The sequence below is a fragment of the Thalassotalea euphylliae genome, from assembly GCF_003390335.1.
Lineage (GTDB): Bacteria > Pseudomonadota > Gammaproteobacteria > Enterobacterales > Alteromonadaceae > Thalassotalea_F > Thalassotalea_F euphylliae_B.
Genome location: NZ_QUOU01000001.1, coordinates 2,244,883 through 2,262,520, shown reverse-complemented (window position 1 = coordinate 2,262,520; position 17,638 = coordinate 2,244,883). Strand labels below are relative to the sequence as shown.

Below are 17,638 nucleotides of genomic sequence, written 5' to 3'. Positions count from 1 at the left end.
TAGCTTTTTATCGCTATCCCAAATTGGCGCTAAGTCAAAGGTGATAGTACATCCACTTGTTTTAATACTTCCATTGCCAAACCACCATCGCGCGCTAACTCTGTGACACCGGCATCTAAGCGGTGCTCACACACACTGGTAAATACCGCCTGCACATCATCTGGTAACACATAATCGCGTTGATGAATAAAAGCCCATGCTTTCGCTGCATTAAGTAATGCTTTACCGGCACGAGGCGATAGCGGATTTGCAGTAAAATCACTCGACCTAGAGACGTGACTCAAGGCAATGATGTATTCCAACACAGCATCCGATGCACTAACCTCAAGCACCGCTTGCTGGATAGTGGCAAGCTGCTGGTGGTTTAATACGCATGCTGTTTTTTCAACCTTTTCTTTTAGTCCTTCACCTAACAGAATTTGTTTCTCAGCTTCAACGTCAGGAAAGCCCAAGGAAAGGCGCATCATAAACCGATCAAGCTGTGACTCTGGTAAAGGATTAGTACCCGCGTGAAATAAGGGGTTTTGCGTTGCTATAACAAAAAATGGAGTTGGTAGGTCGTGGGTAACGCCGTCGATACTGACCTGATGTTCTTCCATCGCTTCAAGCAATGCACTCTGGGTTTTCGGGCTAGCGCGATTGATTTCATCGGCCAGCACCAATTGGTTGAAAATAGGCCCGTGGTGTAAGACAAACTGTTTTTGTTCGGTGTCGAAAATAGAGATCCCTGTGACATCAGAAGGCAACATATCACTGGTGAATTGGCAGCGCTGATAACTTAAACCAAAAACCTTGGCTAATATTTGTGCCAAGGTGGTTTTACCCATGCCCGGTAAATCTTCAATCAACAAGTGCCCTTTCGCCAGTAAACAAGCAACAGCAAGTCGCACTTCTTTGTCTTTACCCAATACAACGCTATTCACTTGGCTGATAACTTGATTAATTAACTGATCCATATAATTGTGCTTAACAACTGAATGACTGCTCACACTATCGCAGAATTATTCAACAAGCACAAAAAAAAGCCGCGAACTCATTGAGCTAGCGGCTTTGATCATATTGCAACGATATCGCTAAATACATGCGATATCACTTGTTGTTTGTTGTGGTTCGCTACTTGTTGCGGGTTGCGACGGCTTCGTTTAACTGTGCTAATAAGGTTTCAGTATCCTGCCAACCAATGCAGGCATCAGTGATACTTTGACCATAGGTCGCCGCTTCCCCTTCGACTAAGTCTTGACGACCTTCAACCAAGTGACTTTCCACCATAACACCAAAAATATCTTGGTTACCTTGGGCAATCTGCGCTGAGACATCATCACAGACTAACATTTGATTTTCGAATTTCTTCTTGCTGTTTGCGTGGCTAAAATCGATCATAATTTTGGTATTTAACTTAGCACCTGCAAGCTGCTCGGTGACGGCTCTAACGCTGTCTTTGTCGTAATTGGTTTCTTTACCGCCGCGCAAAATAATATGGCAATCTGGATTACCCGCGGTTTCGACAATGGCTGAGTGTCCGTATTTCGTGACTGATAAGAAGTGGTGAGAAGCACTTGCTGCGCCGATTGCATCAACAGCGACCTTAATTGTGCCATCTGTGCCGTTTTTAAAGCCCACCGGGCATGAAAGACCTGACGCTAGCTCGCGGTGCACCTGGCTTTCCGTCGTACGTGCGCCAATTGCGCCCCAACACATAAAATCGGCCATGTATTGTGGCGTGATCATATCTAAAAACTCACCCGCCGTAGGTAAGCCCAAGTCGTTAAGATCTAATAGTAGTTTACGGCCGATGCGCAAGCCGTCATTTAGCTTAAAGCTGTTATTTAAATAAGGATCGTTGATCAAGCCTTTCCAGCCAACCGTGGTGCGTGGCTTCTCAAAGTACACGCGCATAACAATTTCAAGATTGTCTTTATACTTTTCACGCAGCTTCACTAAGCGCTCACCATATTCAATGGCAGCTTTGGGGTCGTGGATAGAGCAAGGACCAATCACCACGAGCAAACGGTCGTTTTTACCGTTAAAAATATCGCTGATTGCTTGGCGGCCTTGAAATACTGTTTCCGACGCTTTTTCTGTCGCGGGAAATCGTTCGATTAACGCGATAGGTGGTAATAATTCTTTGATCTGATTAATTCGAATATCGTCGGTTTGGTACATGTGATTTCTCTTACTACTTATGGTTTGTTTTATTTGAAACAAACCTATGTTTAACTTCTTTGTCTTGTTTTAAGTTACTCTTTCTACGTCTAGACGCCTAAATAACTAATCCCGCAGTTAATCTAGCAGGAATAACTGCAATTACCAACCGAAAATCCCCCATTCACGACGAAAAAAGCAGTATAATGTTGAGCAATTGCAACTTGCATAACTGACAGGCTAATTAACAGCCTACAGTCATCATTTACTCGGTAATAGCAAACTCCACTTACACTCGCATTAAGTTCTGATAAAAATAAGGAAAATATGACCAGTTACAACCCAAACCTGCCCTTGATCGACCTTCACCGCCACCTCGATGGTAACATTCGTCCGCAAACCACTTGGGAGCTTGCCCAGCAGAACAATATTCAGTTGCCTGCTGACAATCTCCAAGACTTCTTACCGCATGTTCAAATTCAAGAAAGCGAACCTGACTTATTGTCATTCCTTGCTAAATTGGACTGGGGCGTAAAAGTACTGACTTCACTCGATGACGTTAAACGGGTTGCATACGAAAATGTTGAAGACGCTTACCACGCAGGGTTGAGCTATGCTGAGTTGAGGTTTTCACCTTTTTATATGGCAATGACTCATCAATTGCCCGTTGCCGATGTGGTTGCCGCTGTGGTTGATGGGATTAGATCTGGTCAGCAAGACTATGCCGTTCAAATAAATCTCTTAGGCATTTTAAGCCGTACCTTTGGCGTCGAGCATTGCACCACAGAGCTCAATGCACTATTAGCCCACAAAGAACATATCACAGGCATTGATTTAGCAGGCGATGAAACTAACTACCCTTGTGAATTATTTGTTGATTTATTTAAACAAGCGCGCAATGCAGATATGCGAATTACCGTGCACGCTGGTGAAGCACAAGGGCCAGAAAGTGTTTGGCAGGCGATAAACTTATTAGGCGCAGAACGAATTGGTCACGGTGTTAACAGTTATCAAGATAAAGATTTACTTGACCATTTGGCCAAGTATAATATCGGCCTCGAATCTTGCCTAACGTCTAATTTTCAAACAGGCACAGTAAGTGATTTGCGTAAACATCCGATCACAACCTTTTTAGCGAATGGTAATTTAGTGTGCTTAAACACTGATGACCCTGCCGTTGAAAACATAGAAATAAAGCATGAATTCGAACTAGCGAAGCAGCTGTTTAACTTTTCGACAGAGCAGTTCACAAAACTGCAAGAGAATGCCATTACTATGAGCTTTCTCTCGGATAGTGAAAAACGAGCACTGCGTACCAAGTAAACTAAATAGCAAATCACATAGTAAACGATGCGCTAAGGAGCATTTATGAGTGAAGTGCTTTTATCTTTAGGCACAGGTGCTTTGGTTGGGATTGTGTTTTCCCTACTTAAACTGCCACTACCTGCACCGCCAGTAATTTCAGGTATCGCAGGTATTTTTGGTATTTACCTTGGCAGTGTTGGCTATCATTGGATTGTTGAACGATTCTTTAGCTAACGACAATAAATAACAAATAACGAACTATTTTTATAAACGCTTCAGTAAAAAACCCTTGATAGCAGAGAAAATCTGGCTAGAAACTTACTGAAACCTAATCAACATAAGGTTTTATTATGGCAACTCCACATATTGAAGCTGCTGTCGGCGATTTTGCCGAAACAGTGTTAATGCCTGGCGACCCACTACGCGCCAAGTTCATCGCAGATAACTTCTTAGAAGACGTAAAATGCGTTACTCGTGTACGCAACATGTTTGGATTTACGGGTACTTATAAAGGTAAGCGCATCTCTGTGATGGGATCAGGTATGGGTATTCCCTCTATTTCTATCTACGCAACCGAACTATACAAAGAATACGGCGTAGAAAATATTATTCGCATTGGCTCTTGTGGCGCAGTGCGCGATGACATTAACGTACGCGATATTGTTATCGGTATGGCGGCGAGCACAGACTCAAATGTAAACCGCAATCGCCTAGACAATTGTGACTTTGCGGCAACGGCTGATTTTGGTTTATTAAAAAATGTTGTCGATACTGCCGACAAACTGGGCAAAGATGTTCATGTTGGTAATATCTTTACTGCTGACTTATTCTACACACCAAAACCAGAAATGTTCGCTAAAATGGAAAGCTTAGGTATTTTAGCTGTTGAAATGGAAGCTGCTGGTTTATACGGTGTTGCTGCTGAATACGGTAAAAAAGCACTCACCGTGCTAACGGTAAGTGACCACATCAAAACGGGTGAAGAAACCACTGCAGATGAGCGTGAAAATACCTTCAAGGATATGATGGAATTAACGCTAGAGAGCATTCTATAAACACTTAATTCAAAGAAAGTAAATTACCACCTTCTAAAGAAGGTGGCTTTCGTTGAGCCCCTCGAAGGGGGCATTATTTAGTCTAGCAACCCATTTGAGCTTCTGCTTCTATCCGCTTTTGCTTCTCCTGATGACGAACATATTGCCTAATCATTTCCTCATTTATCCCTACTGAATCAACAAAGTAACCTCTTTGCCAAAAGTGATTACCCCACAATTTATACCAATTGATCAATTAATTAATTCAATTGGTATAAAAGCTGTTTTGATGTTTTTAAGTTCAAGGCGGTTAATGAAGATTATGATAACAACCCTTATTAGATCAGATATTTAATTAAAATGGTATTATAGTAATTTGAAATGGATACGCGTTTGATTTTCGAGGCTTATAAAATAATAAAGGGCTTGCTATGAGTACCTGCTTTGAAGGTGGTGAGCGAACGTTAACAATGTTTTATAACGACATGATGAAACACCTAAAAAAATCCTACATCAAGGGGCAAGTAATAGCATAATAGTCCGATGCGAGCATAAATGTTAGTTAACATGGTAAGCGTTTAGATAGGGCTTTAGAACGAAAAAATGCTGCACATTGTGCAGCCTTTTCGAATATGGCGGTGAGATAGGGATTTGAACCCTAGAGGGGCTACAAACCCCTGCCGGTTTTCAAGACCGGTGCTTTCGACCACTCAGCCATCTCACCAAATTTGTCCCCTTTGCTTGGGAACGGTGCGCATAGTAAAGTGTGCTTAGTCGCTTGTAAAGCGTTTATTTCAATAAAATGACAATATTGCATCGTTCGATCACAATCTAATCAGCAGCGATGTATTTTTCAGCAATCTTACGTGCTTCCACGTTGTTTACTAGCAGATTCAGTTCGCGATAAAAATCTTCTTCCTCAATGCGAGCACTTTGTTTCAACATGAGTAGTTGGCTTAGTTTCCTCGCATCGTAATTAGCGACAGCTACTTGATGCTTATCTTTAACTGAGGCAAGTTGAGCCGTACTTGTCGCTTTAATTTGCACCGCGATAGGCAATAAAACACTTTCCGGTAATTGCCATGTCTTGGCAATGGTATACGTCAACTTTAACCCGTATTTATCAATAATCTGCTTCAATATATAGGCATTAGGTTTACAGTCTGGGTCTACCCAGCTAAAGGCTTCAACAAGTAATTGAAACAGCACCATCTTACCCAAGTTACGCAATAATCCAACAAAATAGGCAGTGGCAGCTAACTCTGGCGCCTGACCTTTAATAATCGCTTGAGTAAAATCGGCGGTGTTTTGACTGTGCCGCCAGATGCGCTCACCAAACTGCTTAAAATATACGTTCGTGACAGGTTTGTAGCCATTTATGTAGCCGTATACCGCCCCTTCTAACAAGCCAGCAGCGCCCACTGTTACAAAGGCGGCTTTAAGATCCGTAATGTCTTTATCACCACGTTTATATTTAGTGGAATTAGCAAGCTTGATAATATCTGCGGCAATGCTCGGCTCTGCAGCAATTATTTTTAGTAAGTGATCGGTGTCAAAATCTTCAGTTGATAGTTGATTAGCAAGCTCAGTAATAGTGGCAGGCATCACGGGTAACTCGTGAACTATCGCCTTAGCTTGTGTTGTGATAATCGTTTCGACCTGTTGCTTAACAAACTGGCTGATGGCATCTTCTTGCCTACCCGTCACCTGAGAGTTAAATAGATAACTTGTGAAAGCTTGCGTTAATTCAAATTTAATAGGCTCTGTGACTTCAACAGAGGATGGCGACACCTGCTGAGACATCATATTTTCAGTTGGCAACGGTTCTACAGGTGGAGCACTTTTACTTTGAGCAAATGCTTCATAATTAGGTTTAGATTTTGATTTAGCGAGTGTTGGGAGAGTTGATTTTAAAAGTTTGCGAAACACGAATGTACAGCCTGTGAATAGAAAACACTAACTGCTTAATTTTAAGTAGTTAGTATGACGACTAATGAACAGCTAGCTCAAAAATGACGTTTAGCTGACCCTAAATAGCAACGCTAATGGTAACACAATAACTGAGCGCTATTCCCTTAAACAAAAGTTAATGGCAAAAAAAAACCCCGCATTTGCGAGGTTTTAGGATATGGCGGTGAGATAGGGATTTGAACCCTAGAGGGGCTACAAACCCCTGCCGGTTTTCAAGACCGGTGCTTTCGACCACTCAGCCATCTCACCAGATTTGTTCCCTTTGCTTGGGAACGGTGCGCATATTAAAGCGTGTTTCTGTGCTTGTAAAGCGTTTATTTCAATAATTAATTCATTAATGAAGATGTTGCGTTCGAATGCTCAAAATATCATCTTTAAAATGCTTCGTAGTATATAAAACAAGCGATAGCCACGACTTTTTCATATTAAAAAAATGACAAACCTATTCTCTTCTTGGATTACTATAGAGATGATTTCTATTTTAATAATCCACTGGTTTAACAAAATTTAACCAATAGTTAGCCCATTAGAAAAGAACTTCAACAGAGTCTATCGTGCCAAGGGCGTTATGGTTAATTGCACGCTGTCGTTCCTCTTCATTTAAAATACCTACAAATGGCGTTTTGCGTCTTAACCACCTCATTTGTGGTGTATCTTCGGTCATGGCATTTATAAACACTTCTGGCTGTTCAATAAGCTCCAAAATACTGTACCAGTTAATAAAATGGCTGTAGCGTATTTTCTTTTCGTCGCGCTGCTGTTCTAGTCGCATTTTAACTTGTTCAGCCAGTTCAAGGTGAACTAATAATTTCTCAGCAATTGCGCGATGAATAGCAATAATTTGTCTGTCTATATTCTCATCTTTAATGCCCGTCTTTTTGATAGCGTACAGCTTGTTGCGGCGTTTATTTCGAGAGCGGTTATAGTTATACATTAATAAAAATCCCGTGATTTGGAATTAAGTGAGCCAAGTTCATGAGTTACATCAGTCAACTTACCTGCGATCACGTGAATTACCTCCTTTTCTCACTCCACGATACCCGTCACTTTGAGTATTTTAGCGGTCATATAAGGCTGCTTTTATAATCTTGATATTGCTGCCCACACAACTAGATTGATATTTCCCGTATCATCTACCAGCATCATAAAAGTAACGCCACCAGCTTTAGTCGGTGCTTGTTTACCCGTGATGACACCAAGGATAAGGGCATGGACAACTTAAACGCAATATACCTAGATGTCGATGACTTTTGTTTGTTATTTAAACCACAATAGCAAGCACATTTGATTGCGACAGGCATTGCATTTATTGACCTCATCTCATTGAAAGTTCAACACAATATACGTATTCCGTGTTCGCCGATATTGCTGAACGTTGTAGAGGTGCTATGGGCTGGTTTTATGGCTCGAAGCTTCTTCTGGTAATGAATGATGAGGCGGATTACTTGTGGCAAAAGCCACAGAGGGCAATGTTGATGATAGAAGGCCAGTGTCAGATATAGTCGACGATATCACGGACAGCCTATTTGCCGATAAAGGTACCGACTTTTTCATCCTAACTACTCGTAAGTATCTGCTTATGTTATTTTCCTCTATGACTTCGCTAAAAATCACAGCGGGATTTAAGATGAGTCAGGACAGATTAAATGGGCTGAAAATAAAAAGCCGAACTTAACGTTCGGCATTTTATGATGCTTAAAATTGATGTGTCGTCTTTCAGCTAATTTTCACTAACAAGCTTCACCATAAACATGGACTTAAACTTGTTAGCTACTTTTAAGTGACTCTAATATAACTAAAGGTTGCTTAGAAGAAGTTAGCTTTAAACTCGACACCCCAGAAGCGACCTTCGTTGATATAACCTGTTAGGTTATTGAAGTCGATCGCACCGGTTAGTTGCTCTTCGTCAGTAATGTTACGACCAAAAACAGCGACTTCGTAATCTGCATCATCACCGTACCATTCGTATCCGACACGGATACCACCTTCGGTTAACGCATCGCCTTCAAATTCAACTGACTCGTATAGGAAGAAGTTTACTTCACTGCGGTATGACCAATCTGAGTAAACATATAATTCGCCTTCGCCCAATTCTTTAGACCAACGAATCGATAAGTTACTGATCCACTCTGGCGATTGCGGTAAAGGGTTACCATCGATTAATGCAAATTCGTCAAAACCATCACCATCTGCAGCGAAATTGTTTGGAACTTGGCGGAATGGATCCCTTATCGTACATGCCGAACCACATGCTTGAACTTCTAAACCCTTATCTTGAATTTCAGTGTTGTTGTAACTTACGCTACCCGCAACAACTAAATCTGGGGTGATAAAGTATTCACCGTCTAATTCAAAACCGTAACCTACCGCTTTATCGGCATTTAATAGCGATGCTAAGTTACCACCACCACCAACAGCAGTTAATTGTTGATCACTCACTTCGTAGTAAAACACAGAGCCATCTAAACGCCCCATTCTATCAGCAGTTGTTGATTTAAAACCCGTTTCGATTGATGCCACAGTTTCTGAGTCAGCCGTTGTTGCATTACCAGAGAATAATAAGTTACGGCCTTGAATACTTGGTGCGCGGTAACCACGAGCGATACGCGCATATAGGTTAGTTTCATCGCTGTAGCGGTAGTTAACGCTTAAATCACCTGAAACTTGTGAGTCATCAACACTTGTTACTTCATCAAATGACGGATTACCAAATGGAGATTGCACTAAGGTACCATCCCACTCACGTTCATCATCTGAGTAACGAATACCACCGTTAACATTAACGCGATCAGAAATTTCGTAATCAACAGAAGCGAATACCGCCCAAGCTGTTGTTTCCATATTTTGAACTGCGATACCATTTTGAGCACCACCGCCAAGTGTGTCGAAACTCAAGTTGTTAATCGTTAAGTCTTCGTCAAAGTAGAATAAACCAAATTGGTAATCTAATTTACCAAGCTCATTGCTTGAAATGCGAAGCTCTTGCGTTAACTGCTTGTGATCAGGCATTCTTGCGCCAGTTTCTGACGGGAATGGAATAACGCCAGGGCCTGAACCCGTTGGTAAGAAGGCTGCACCGTAACCACCGTCAATATCACCGACTGAGAAAATTTCAGCTGACTCGTAACCACTAACAGATGTTAGCGTGTGATCGCCCATGTCGTACTCAAGCTTTAAACTTGCGCCTTTCATATCAACGGTTTGTTCATTGCGGCTTGCAGCATCTTGGAAAACAGTATCGCGATCAAAACCATCGATTAAATCGTTAGTACCCGGCTTAATAATGTTGGCGCGGAATACTCGTGCATCAGCTTCGGCATCACGGAAGTGGTAGTTAAATAGCGCGCTAAACTCGTCATTTGGCTCCCAAAGCAACTGAACTCGACCCGCAGTTTCACTGTAGCCACCTAACTGATCTTTCGCTTCAAAACCGGGCGCTTCGTTATCAATGTAGTCGTCGCGATCTTGTTGTAAAAGCGCTACGCGGCCAGATAGCGTGTCAGTTAAACCACCGCCTACAGCTAAACGTAAATCTGTTGAGCCGTAGGTGCCGTAGGACGCTGAAACGTTTGCATCAAAATCTTGTGTCGGTTTTTTAGACTGTACTTTAACGATACCAGCCGTTGTATTACGACCAAACAAGGTACCTTGTGGGCCACGTAATACTTCAACACGCTCGATGTCAAACATCGGCATACCTTTAGTCAGGGCGTTTTCAAGTACTACGTCATCGTATACTAAAGAAACAGGTTGAGAGGCGAGTAAATCAAAATCCGTGTTACCTAAACCGCGAATATAAAAACGCGGGAACGTACGACCAAAAGATGATTCGATAAGCAGACTTGGTACTTTGCCCGACAGTGCGCGAACATCCATACCCGATGAACCGAGTACTTCTAATTTTTTAGGGGTTAGTGCTGATACAGCAATAGGAACGTCTTTTACGTTTTCGGTTCTTTTACGTGCGGTTACTTCAATAACTTCAACACCAACCACTTTATCAGCTTGTGCTTCTTGAGCTTGAGCACCAAAGCTAATTGCGCTGGTAGAAAAAAGAGCGGCGTGCACACACAGTGCCAGTGAAGACTGCTTCAACAGTTTCATTATATTCTCCCGAAGGTTGCGTAAGTAATAAGCAAAACGGGACTAACTGTTGTTTTTTTATGTATGCCAGCCCCGACTTCGGGTAAAGATTCTACTAGCTAAATTTTAATTCGTCTAAAAAACTTGTCCCATAGGAAAGTTTTATAACCTCAAATAATTCAACTATAGTTTGGCCAATATCAGCAAATGTCTCTCTTTCCCCGAGATTTACTGACTTAATCGAAGAGTGGTAAGCAAGTACGGGGACATACTCACGAGTGTGATCTGACCCATGCCAAGTTGGGTCACAACCGTGATCTGCTGTAAATAATAACAAATCATCATCTTGCATTACGGCTTTGATCTCAGCAATGCGCTTATCGAATGCTTCAAGCGCTTTACCATAGCCCACCGGATCACGGCGATGGCCGTAGTCTTGATCAAAGTTAACTAAGTTGGTGAAGATTAATGAATTATCTTGTGCCGTTTGAATGTGCTCAATAGTTGCATCAGTTAGCGCGTCAATACCTGTAGCTTTAGTTTTGACTGAGACACCTTGGTGTGCATAAATATCAGCAATTTTACCAACACTGATCACAGTGCCACCGGCATTGGTAATGTTATCAAGCATCGTCGGTGCCGGAGGTAAAATGGAGTAGTCGCGGCGGTTACCGGTGCGCTCAAAAGATTGCGCATCTTCACCCACAAATGGGCGCGCAATAACGCGACCAATATTCATGGGTTCAACAATTTTTTGTACTGTTTCACAGTATTTGTATAAGTTGTCTAAACCAAAATGTTCTTCATGTGCAGCAACTTGGAAGACACTGTCAGCACTGGTGTAGCAAATCGGTAAACCGCTCTTGATGTGCTCTTCACCTAATTGCTCAATGATCACTGTGCCTGAGGCATGGCGATTGCCCAGCATACCTTCAAAACCGGTAGCTTCATTGATTTTTGCCATTATCTCAGGCGAAAAGCTATTGTCTTTATCGCTAAAGTAGCCCCAATCAAACAACACTGGTACACCAGCCATTTCCCAGTGACCTGATGGTGTATCTTTACCTGTACTTAATTCAGCAGCATAACCATATGCCCCTTTAATTTCAGGTACAGGTGCATGGTTTACTCGCGTGCCTGACGCTTGCTCGGCAAGTGCTAATAACCCCATGCCAGCAAGCTGAGGTAAATGTAATGGGCGACCTTCGCTCGCTTCAAACTCTCGCGCTAGGTTGGCAAATGTATTCGCCCCTATATCGCCAAATTTTTCTGCATCTGGTGCCTGACCAACACCAAAACCATCAATAACCATTAAAATGACTTTCGCCATTGCTACCTCAACTTAACTTAACCAAAAGCGTTATCGCGATTAATCGCCATTCAATGTTTAAATTATATCCTTTGCATTATTAAACATGAACATTGTGTGTTTAGTTTGTAAGCAAACCATGTTGCGTTGGCTGCTTGTCAATCACTAATTAAAAACCAAATAAACATGACCGAATGGTCAGGTTGTGGTAATTTACCAGTTTTCCGATGAAAGACAAGCTTAATAATAAGCCAAACGGTCAGTTTTCAGGCAATTCATTAAAAAAGTTGTTCGAAATTGATAACAAGGCGTCCAAGCTCTATCAAAATCACGAAAAAAGCGTCAAAATACGCCACAATTAACGAAGCGGTTTTTCAACTGTCTTTTACTTTCTTTTTAGTAGGATTTCTAACCAAGTGAATGCTGATCAAATAGCTAAGCCAACTATAATCGCTGTTGTTGGTGCATCGGCCTCTGGCAAAACACTTTTTGCGCAAACGATTTATGATGAACTATTACCTGAACTAGGAGAGCAAGGTATTTCTATCATCAAGGAAGATTCTTACTACCGTGCACAAGACCATTTGCCAATGGAAGAGCGCGTGCGCACAAATTACGATCACCCGAACGCGTTCGAACACGAGCTGCTAGCACAGCATTTGAATGATTTATCATCGGGAAAGGCAATTGAGTGCCCTACTTACTGCTACAAAACACATACTCGTAATCAAGATACCATTAGCATACAACCAACGAGCATTATTCTGATCGAAGGTATTATGCTACTCACCAACGAGCAATTGCGATCACACTTTGACATCAAAGTTTACATGGATACCCCGCTCGATATTTGTTTGATTAGACGCATTAAGCGTGACACAGCAGAGCGTGGTCGCAGTATCGATTCAATTACCAACCAATATCTAGAAACCGTAAGACCTATGTATTATCAGTTCATCGAGCCGGCAAAAGCTCATGCTGATATTGTCATTACTCGTGGCGGCAAAAACAGAATGGCTATCGAAGTATTAAAAGCCAAAATCCGTCAACTTACCTATAACAATAATTAGAGGAATATATGGAATTAACAGCACTGCGTGGCGTGCTAGGTATAGTTGCGCTGCTCGCAATTGCCTATGCACTTTCTTACAAACGTCGAGATATTAACTGGCGTACGGTCAGCTTAGCTTTTGGTTTGCAAGTGTTACTTGGAGCATTTGTACTTTACATTCCATTTGGTAAAGATGTACTCGCGTCCATGTCAAATGGTGTTCAACATGTGATTGATTCTGCTAAAGCGGGAATTGATTTCTTATTCGGCGGTTTAGGCACCGACGCTATGTTTGACAATGGTGTCGGCTTCGTTTTTGCGATTCGTGTACTACCTGTCATTATCTTCTTCTCGTCACTGATCGCCGTACTTTATTACCTAAACATCATGCAGCAGGTGATCAAAGTGATTGGGGGCGGTTTACAAAAGCTCCTCAAGACCAGTAAACCTGAGTCTTTATCGGCGACCGCTAATATCTTTGTTGGTCAAACCGAAGCGCCATTAGTGGTTCGCCCTTACATTAAAAACATGAGTAATTCCGAACTATTCGCCATTATGGTGGGTGGTTTAGCATCGGTTGCAGGCTCTGTGTTAGCCGGTTACGCTGGCTTAGGTGTCGAATTAAAGTATCTTATCGCCGCATCGTTTATGGCAGCGCCTGGTGGCTTATTAATGGCCAAAATCATCATGCCAGAAACTGAGTCTCGCGAAAAATTAGAGCAAAACGTTGAATTTAGTGACGGCGAGGAAAAACCCGCTAACGTTATTGACGCCGCCGCTTCTGGCGCAGCCTCTGGTTTGAAACTGGCCGTGAATGTTGGTGCGATGTTATTGGCATTTATTGCTCTAATCGCCTTACTAAATAGCATAGTTCAAGGGGTAACAGGTCTATTTGGCTTTGAAGGTATCACCATTGAATGGATATTGGGCTATTTATTTGCACCTATCGCCTTTATCGTTGGCGTCCCAGTTGATGAAATGCTCCAAGCCGGCAGTTTTATTGGCCAGAAAATCGTGGTTAACGAGTTTTTTGCTTATGCCCAGTTTATTGAAGTAAAAGAAAACCTAAGCGTTACCACCCAAGCCATTATCACCTTTGCACTGTGCGGCTTCGCTAACCTTTCTTCTATTGCAATTTTGCTTGGGGGAATTGGTTCAATGGCACCAAGTCGCCGCCCGGACATCGCCCGTTTGGGTGTACGTGCAATGATTGCAGCCACATTAGCCAACTTAATGAGCGCCGCCATTGCCGGTGTTTTTATCAGTTTATAATTAAAGAGTTTTATCATGAGTGAATCAGCATTAACCACTTACGCCCAGCAAGCTTTAGCCTTGATGGATTTAACCAGCCTAACTGATAAAGAAACGGTTGCCGATATCGAGGTGCTGTGTAGCCAAGCACACAGCGTTGCAGGCGATACGGCTGCTATTTGTATTTATCCGCGCTTTATTCCACATGCGAAAAAGAAATTGAGCGAGTTAAACGCAGCAAACATTAAAATTGCAACCGTCACCAACTTCCCTGGTGGCGGTGACGACCTTGCGATTGCTGTAGCAGAAACGAGTGCGGCGATCGTTTATGGTGCCGATGAAGTTGACTTAGTGTTCCCTTACCAAGCCCTAATGGCAGGTAACGATAGTATCGGTTTTGACATGGTCAAAGCGTGCAAACAAGTATGTGAAAAAGCCGATGTCGTCCTTAAAGTGATCATTGAAACTGGCGAGTTAAAAACAGATGAATTGATCCGCCAAGCAAGTGAAATTTGTATTAACGCAGGTGCTGACTTTATCAAAACATCTACGGGAAAAGTTGCTGTTAATGCCACACCACAAGCTGCAAAAGTGATGCTAGAGGCGATTAAAGCGACCAATCCAAATGTTGGCTTTAAAGCCGCTGGTGGCGTGCGCAGTGCTGAGGATGCAAAAGTCTATATCGACATGGCAGCGAATCTACTCGGTGATGATTGGATTGATAGCCAACGTTTTCGTTTTGGTGCCAGTGGCTTGCTTAACAACTTATTGGATACGCTTGGCCACAATACTCGCAGCGATGCATCATCAAGTAGCTATTAAGCCAATGTAAATTGCAATTAATAAGAAGAAAAAGCACCGAGTGCAATAAATGGTATAAGTAAATGGCACAACTTTATTTTTATTATTCAGCAATGAATGCCGGTAAATCAACGCACCTATTACAATCGGCCTACAATTATCGCGAGCGCGGTATGCAGTGTGTGTTGTTTACCGCAAAACTCGACGATAGATATCAGCAAGGCAAAATTACGTCACGCTTGGGTATAGATGCTGATGCTCAGCTATTTGACGAGCACACTGATCTTTATCAAGCCCTTTGCCATGCTAATGAAACAGCAAAAGTAGATTGCCTACTCGTCGATGAGTCTCAGTTTTTGACGCAGCAGCAGGTAAAGCAATTAACTGACGTTGTCGACTTACTGAAAATTCCGGTACTCGCTTACGGTATTCGCACCGACTTTTTAGGTAACACATTCACCGGCAGTGCCGCCCTACTCGCTTGGGCTGATAAGCTGATTGAGCTAAAAACGATTTGCCATTGTGGTAAAAAAGCTAACTTTGTTGCCCGTATTGACGAAACCGGTAAAGCAGTCACTGCTGGTGCGCAAGTCGAAGTGGGTGGTAATGACAGGTACGAATCGCTGTGTCGCAAGCACTTTAAAGCGCTAGTTTGGTAGTACCAATAAAAAAGCTAACAGCGGTTAAGTCGATTTAGATTAACTTGATTTAGTTCGATGAATATAAAAAACGGCCACTTCAATTTGAAGTGGCCGTTTTATTTTCTACCGTCTTTGGCGGCAGACTTATCTAATCACTTGTTTAACCACTTATTTAACTACTTAGTTAACTACTTAGTTAACTAATGATTTGATAAATTTCCGGTGGTGCTTCAACGGCTTGTTCGCTAAAGCTTAATGCCGCAAGATATTGTTTTGCCGCTGACTCGGCTTGTGCCTGATCTTTGCCGTGAACACGAGCGACAACGTCACCCTTAGACACTTTAGTACCAATTGGCTGGATTTGATCAAACCCTACGGTGTGGTCAATCGCTTGATCGTTAGCCGTACGGCCACCGCCCATACCGACAATAGTTAAGCCAATATCACGCGTATCCATACCCGCAATGTAACCGTCTTGTGGTGCTGTGACGTCTAACATATTGTTAGCTTTAGTCATTGAATCCCAAGGTGATTCAAGTAAGTTAGCTGGGCCGCCCATGCGATGGATCATACGACTAAATAATTCAGCCGCAGCGCCAGAATCTAATGCATGATTAATTTTTTCTAGTGCCTGTGCTTCATTGCCAGCAATGCCTGTGTTGATCAACATGCTTTGCGCTAGACGAACAGTAACATTGTGCAAACGCTCTTCACGATAGGCGCCTGTTAGATAATCGACAGTTTCGATAATTTCTAACGCATTACCCGCACTGTTACCTAATACCTGATTCATGTCGGTAATAATTGCTTGGGTTTTTACACCAGCACCATTAGCCACATTGGCGATGCTTTGTGCAAGTGCCACAGCATCATCCATATTTTGCATCATGGCACCATTGCCAACTTTAACATCCATCACTAACGCATCTAAACCTGATGCAAGCTTCTTCGATAAAATCGAGCCTGTAATTAGTGGAATAGACTCAACCGTTGCAGTGATATCACGAATACCGTATAAGCGTTTGTCAGCCGGTGCTAAGTCATTGGTTTGGCCAATAATAGCAATACCAAGTTCTTTCACTAATGCTTTAAATTCAGGGATAGTTGGCTGAGTGTTAAAACCAGCAATGGCTTCTAATTTATCGACCGTGCCACCTGTATGCCCTAGACCACGACCTGCGATCATCGGCATGTAAGCGCCACAACTGCCCACAATTGCAGCTAGCATAAAGCTAACTTTATCGCCGACACCACCAGTAGAGTGCTTATCGACAATCGGTCTATCTAGCTCAGGCCAGCTCAATACCGTACCTGAGTGCATCATGGCTTGGGTAAAAGACACGATTTCTTGTGTTGCCATGCCTTTTTGGAAAATTGCCATGGCCATAGAACCAACTTGTGCGTCATTAAACTGGCCGTTCGTAATACCATCGACAAAAAACTGAATTTGTTCTTGAGTTAATTCGCCGCCATTGCGTTTTACGCGAATCACTTCTTGTGGAAGTAACATATGTTTCTCTTTGATTTGTATGTGTTTGTTAATTTTCATTAAACGCGCGGTGGCGCACTACTTACTATCTTTCCAAGCCGCTAGAGTAGATCTTTAGGGGTAAATGCATCTGGCAATAATTGAGCAACCGTCCATGTTTTTTCATTACCTAAGTGATTCATTGCTTTGACTTCACTCTCAGGTGCCATAAATTCTGCGATGACTTGACGACAAGCGCCACAAGGTGGCGTCAGTTTTTCTTGCTCTGTGTAAACCACTATTTGCGTTAACGTTTGGCTGCCATTGATAACAGCTTGCGCAATACAGTTGCGTTCAGCACACACAGTTAAACCGTAAGATGCATTTTCTACATTACAACCAAAGAAAACATTGCCATGGTCATCAGTGGCTGCCGCGCCAACTTGAAAGTTGCTATATGGCGCGTATGCGCGATCAAAGCCTAGCTTGGCTGACTGTTTTAATTGGTGCCAAGTTTCTTGTGTCATTTCGATTACCACTTGTTGTATTTTTATATACGTCGATATAATTAAGCCTAAATTG

15 protein-coding genes, 2 tRNA genes and 2 pseudogenes are annotated in these 17,638 nt (G+C 42.4%); 8 read left to right on the top strand and 11 right to left on the bottom strand.

Features of this window, described 5'->3' with window-relative positions:
* Positions 1–29 precede the first annotated feature (29 nt).
* Positions 30–956, bottom strand: a complete 927-nt coding sequence (locus tag DXX93_RS09950) for an AAA family ATPase (protein WP_116007964.1) — start codon at positions 954–956, stop codon at positions 30–32.
* Positions 957–1,113: 157 nt separating this feature from the next.
* A complete protein-coding gene (aroG, locus tag DXX93_RS09945; protein WP_116007963.1) occupies positions 1,114–2,163 on the bottom strand; it encodes a 3-deoxy-7-phosphoheptulonate synthase AroG in 1,050 nt (349 codons plus the stop codon).
* 306 nt (positions 2,164–2,469) lie between these two features.
* On the opposite strand from aroG, the gene add reads away from it, so the two are divergent.
* The 3 genes from add (at position 2,470) to deoD (ending at position 4,502) form a co-directional block, all read left to right on the top strand.
* Positions 2,470–3,465 carry an adenosine deaminase gene (gene add, locus DXX93_RS09940; protein WP_116007962.1) on the top strand — a complete coding sequence of 332 codons (996 nt, stop codon included), beginning with the start codon at positions 2,470–2,472 and terminating at the stop codon, positions 3,463–3,465.
* 45 nt (positions 3,466–3,510) lie between these two features.
* Entirely contained in the window at positions 3,511–3,681 is a 171-nt protein-coding gene (locus tag DXX93_RS09935) for a DUF1427 family protein (RefSeq protein WP_116007961.1), read from the top strand.
* A 116-nt stretch (positions 3,682–3,797) separates the two neighbouring features.
* Positions 3,798–4,502: a purine-nucleoside phosphorylase gene (gene deoD / locus DXX93_RS09930; RefSeq protein WP_116007960.1), complete on the top strand. Its 705-nt coding sequence runs from the start codon at positions 3,798–3,800 to the stop codon at positions 4,500–4,502.
* Between the two features lie 82 nt (positions 4,503–4,584).
* On the opposite strand, the pseudogene DXX93_RS09925 reads toward deoD, so the two are convergent.
* From DXX93_RS09925 to DXX93_RS09905, 5 genes and pseudogenes are all read right to left on the bottom strand, one after another.
* Positions 4,585–4,722: pseudogene (locus DXX93_RS09925) on the bottom strand (transposase); the annotation flags it as partial.
* 392 nt (positions 4,723–5,114) lie between these two features.
* Positions 5,115–5,205, bottom strand: a tRNA-Ser gene (locus DXX93_RS09920).
* 107 nt (positions 5,206–5,312) lie between these two features.
* Positions 5,313–6,287 (bottom strand): HDOD domain-containing protein, encoded by a 975-nt coding sequence (locus DXX93_RS09915; protein ID WP_147302671.1) that lies wholly within the window; start codon positions 6,285–6,287, stop codon positions 5,313–5,315.
* A gap of 323 nt (positions 6,288–6,610) precedes the next feature.
* Positions 6,611–6,701 (bottom strand) — tRNA-Ser (locus tag DXX93_RS09910).
* Between the two features lie 277 nt (positions 6,702–6,978).
* A complete protein-coding gene (locus DXX93_RS09905; RefSeq protein ID WP_116007958.1) occupies positions 6,979–7,386 on the bottom strand; it encodes a hypothetical protein in 408 nt (135 codons plus the stop codon).
* A 275-nt stretch (positions 7,387–7,661) separates the two neighbouring features.
* Here DXX93_RS09905 and DXX93_RS21250 point away from each other — a divergent pair.
* Positions 7,662–7,992, top strand: a pseudogene (locus tag DXX93_RS21250) (transposase); the annotation flags it as partial.
* 266 nt (positions 7,993–8,258) lie between these two features.
* Here DXX93_RS21250 and DXX93_RS09895 read toward each other — a convergent pair.
* Both DXX93_RS09895 and DXX93_RS09890 read right to left on the bottom strand, forming a co-directional pair.
* Positions 8,259–10,556 (bottom strand): TonB-dependent receptor, encoded by a 2,298-nt coding sequence (locus tag DXX93_RS09895; protein WP_116007956.1) that lies wholly within the window; start codon positions 10,554–10,556, stop codon positions 8,259–8,261.
* Between the two features lie 94 nt (positions 10,557–10,650).
* On the bottom strand, positions 10,651–11,865 hold the full coding sequence (locus tag DXX93_RS09890) for a phosphopentomutase (protein ID WP_116007955.1): 1,215 nt from the start codon (positions 11,863–11,865) through the stop codon (positions 10,651–10,653).
* Between the two features lie 410 nt (positions 11,866–12,275).
* Between DXX93_RS09890 and udk the strand changes: the two genes are divergently transcribed.
* The 4 genes from udk (at position 12,276) to DXX93_RS09870 (ending at position 15,606) form a co-directional block, all read left to right on the top strand.
* The gene (gene udk / locus DXX93_RS09885; protein ID WP_116009907.1) at positions 12,276–12,914 is read left to right on the top strand and encodes a uridine kinase; all 639 of its coding nucleotides are present in this window, start codon (positions 12,276–12,278) and stop codon (positions 12,912–12,914) included.
* Between the two features lie 8 nt (positions 12,915–12,922).
* Positions 12,923–14,167, top strand: coding sequence for a NupC/NupG family nucleoside CNT transporter (locus tag DXX93_RS09880; RefSeq protein WP_116007954.1), 1,245 nt, complete (start codon positions 12,923–12,925; stop codon positions 14,165–14,167).
* Between the two features lie 15 nt (positions 14,168–14,182).
* Positions 14,183–14,968, top strand: coding sequence for a deoxyribose-phosphate aldolase (gene deoC, locus DXX93_RS09875; protein WP_116007953.1), 786 nt, complete (start codon positions 14,183–14,185; stop codon positions 14,966–14,968).
* 62 nt (positions 14,969–15,030) lie between these two features.
* A complete protein-coding gene (locus DXX93_RS09870) occupies positions 15,031–15,606 on the top strand; it encodes a thymidine kinase (protein WP_116007952.1) in 576 nt (191 codons plus the stop codon).
* A gap of 178 nt (positions 15,607–15,784) precedes the next feature.
* On the opposite strand, the gene deoA is transcribed toward DXX93_RS09870, so the two are convergent.
* Together deoA and DXX93_RS09860 are read right to left on the bottom strand one after the other, a co-directional pair.
* Positions 15,785–17,098 carry a thymidine phosphorylase gene (gene deoA / locus DXX93_RS09865; RefSeq protein WP_116009906.1) on the bottom strand — a complete coding sequence of 438 codons (1,314 nt, stop codon included), beginning with the start codon at positions 17,096–17,098 and terminating at the stop codon, positions 15,785–15,787.
* A gap of 80 nt (positions 17,099–17,178) precedes the next feature.
* Positions 17,179–17,583: a cytidine deaminase gene (locus tag DXX93_RS09860; protein WP_116007951.1), complete on the bottom strand. Its 405-nt coding sequence runs from the start codon at positions 17,581–17,583 to the stop codon at positions 17,179–17,181.
* Between the last annotated feature and the right edge of the window lie 55 nt (positions 17,584–17,638).

Coding starts and splice junctions, on each gene's coding strand:
- DXX93_RS09950 (WP_116007964.1), bottom strand. CDS start 956: ATGGATCAGTTAATTAATCAAGTTATCAGCCAAGTGAATAGCGTTGTA.
- aroG (WP_116007963.1), bottom strand. CDS start 2,163: ATGTACCAAACCGACGATATTCGAATTAATCAGATCAAAGAATTATTA.
- add (WP_116007962.1), top strand. CDS start 2,470: ATGACCAGTTACAACCCAAACCTGCCCTTGATCGACCTTCACCGCCAC.
- DXX93_RS09935 (WP_116007961.1), top strand. CDS start 3,511: ATGAGTGAAGTGCTTTTATCTTTAGGCACAGGTGCTTTGGTTGGGATT.
- deoD (WP_116007960.1), top strand. CDS start 3,798: ATGGCAACTCCACATATTGAAGCTGCTGTCGGCGATTTTGCCGAAACA.
- DXX93_RS09915 (WP_147302671.1), bottom strand. CDS start 6,287: ATGATGTCTCAGCAGGTGTCGCCATCCTCTGTTGAAGTCACAGAGCCT.
- DXX93_RS09905 (WP_116007958.1), bottom strand. CDS start 7,386: ATGTATAACTATAACCGCTCTCGAAATAAACGCCGCAACAAGCTGTAC.
- DXX93_RS09895 (WP_116007956.1), bottom strand. CDS start 10,556: ATGAAACTGTTGAAGCAGTCTTCACTGGCACTGTGTGTGCACGCCGCT.
- DXX93_RS09890 (WP_116007955.1), bottom strand. CDS start 11,865: ATGGCGAAAGTCATTTTAATGGTTATTGATGGTTTTGGTGTTGGTCAG.
- DXX93_RS09880 (WP_116007954.1), top strand. CDS start 12,923: ATGGAATTAACAGCACTGCGTGGCGTGCTAGGTATAGTTGCGCTGCTC.
- deoC (WP_116007953.1), top strand. CDS start 14,183: ATGAGTGAATCAGCATTAACCACTTACGCCCAGCAAGCTTTAGCCTTG.
- DXX93_RS09870 (WP_116007952.1), top strand. CDS start 15,031: ATGGCACAACTTTATTTTTATTATTCAGCAATGAATGCCGGTAAATCA.
- deoA (WP_116009906.1), bottom strand. CDS start 17,098: ATGTTACTTCCACAAGAAGTGATTCGCGTAAAACGCAATGGCGGCGAA.
- DXX93_RS09860 (WP_116007951.1), bottom strand. CDS start 17,583: ATGACACAAGAAACTTGGCACCAATTAAAACAGTCAGCCAAGCTAGGC.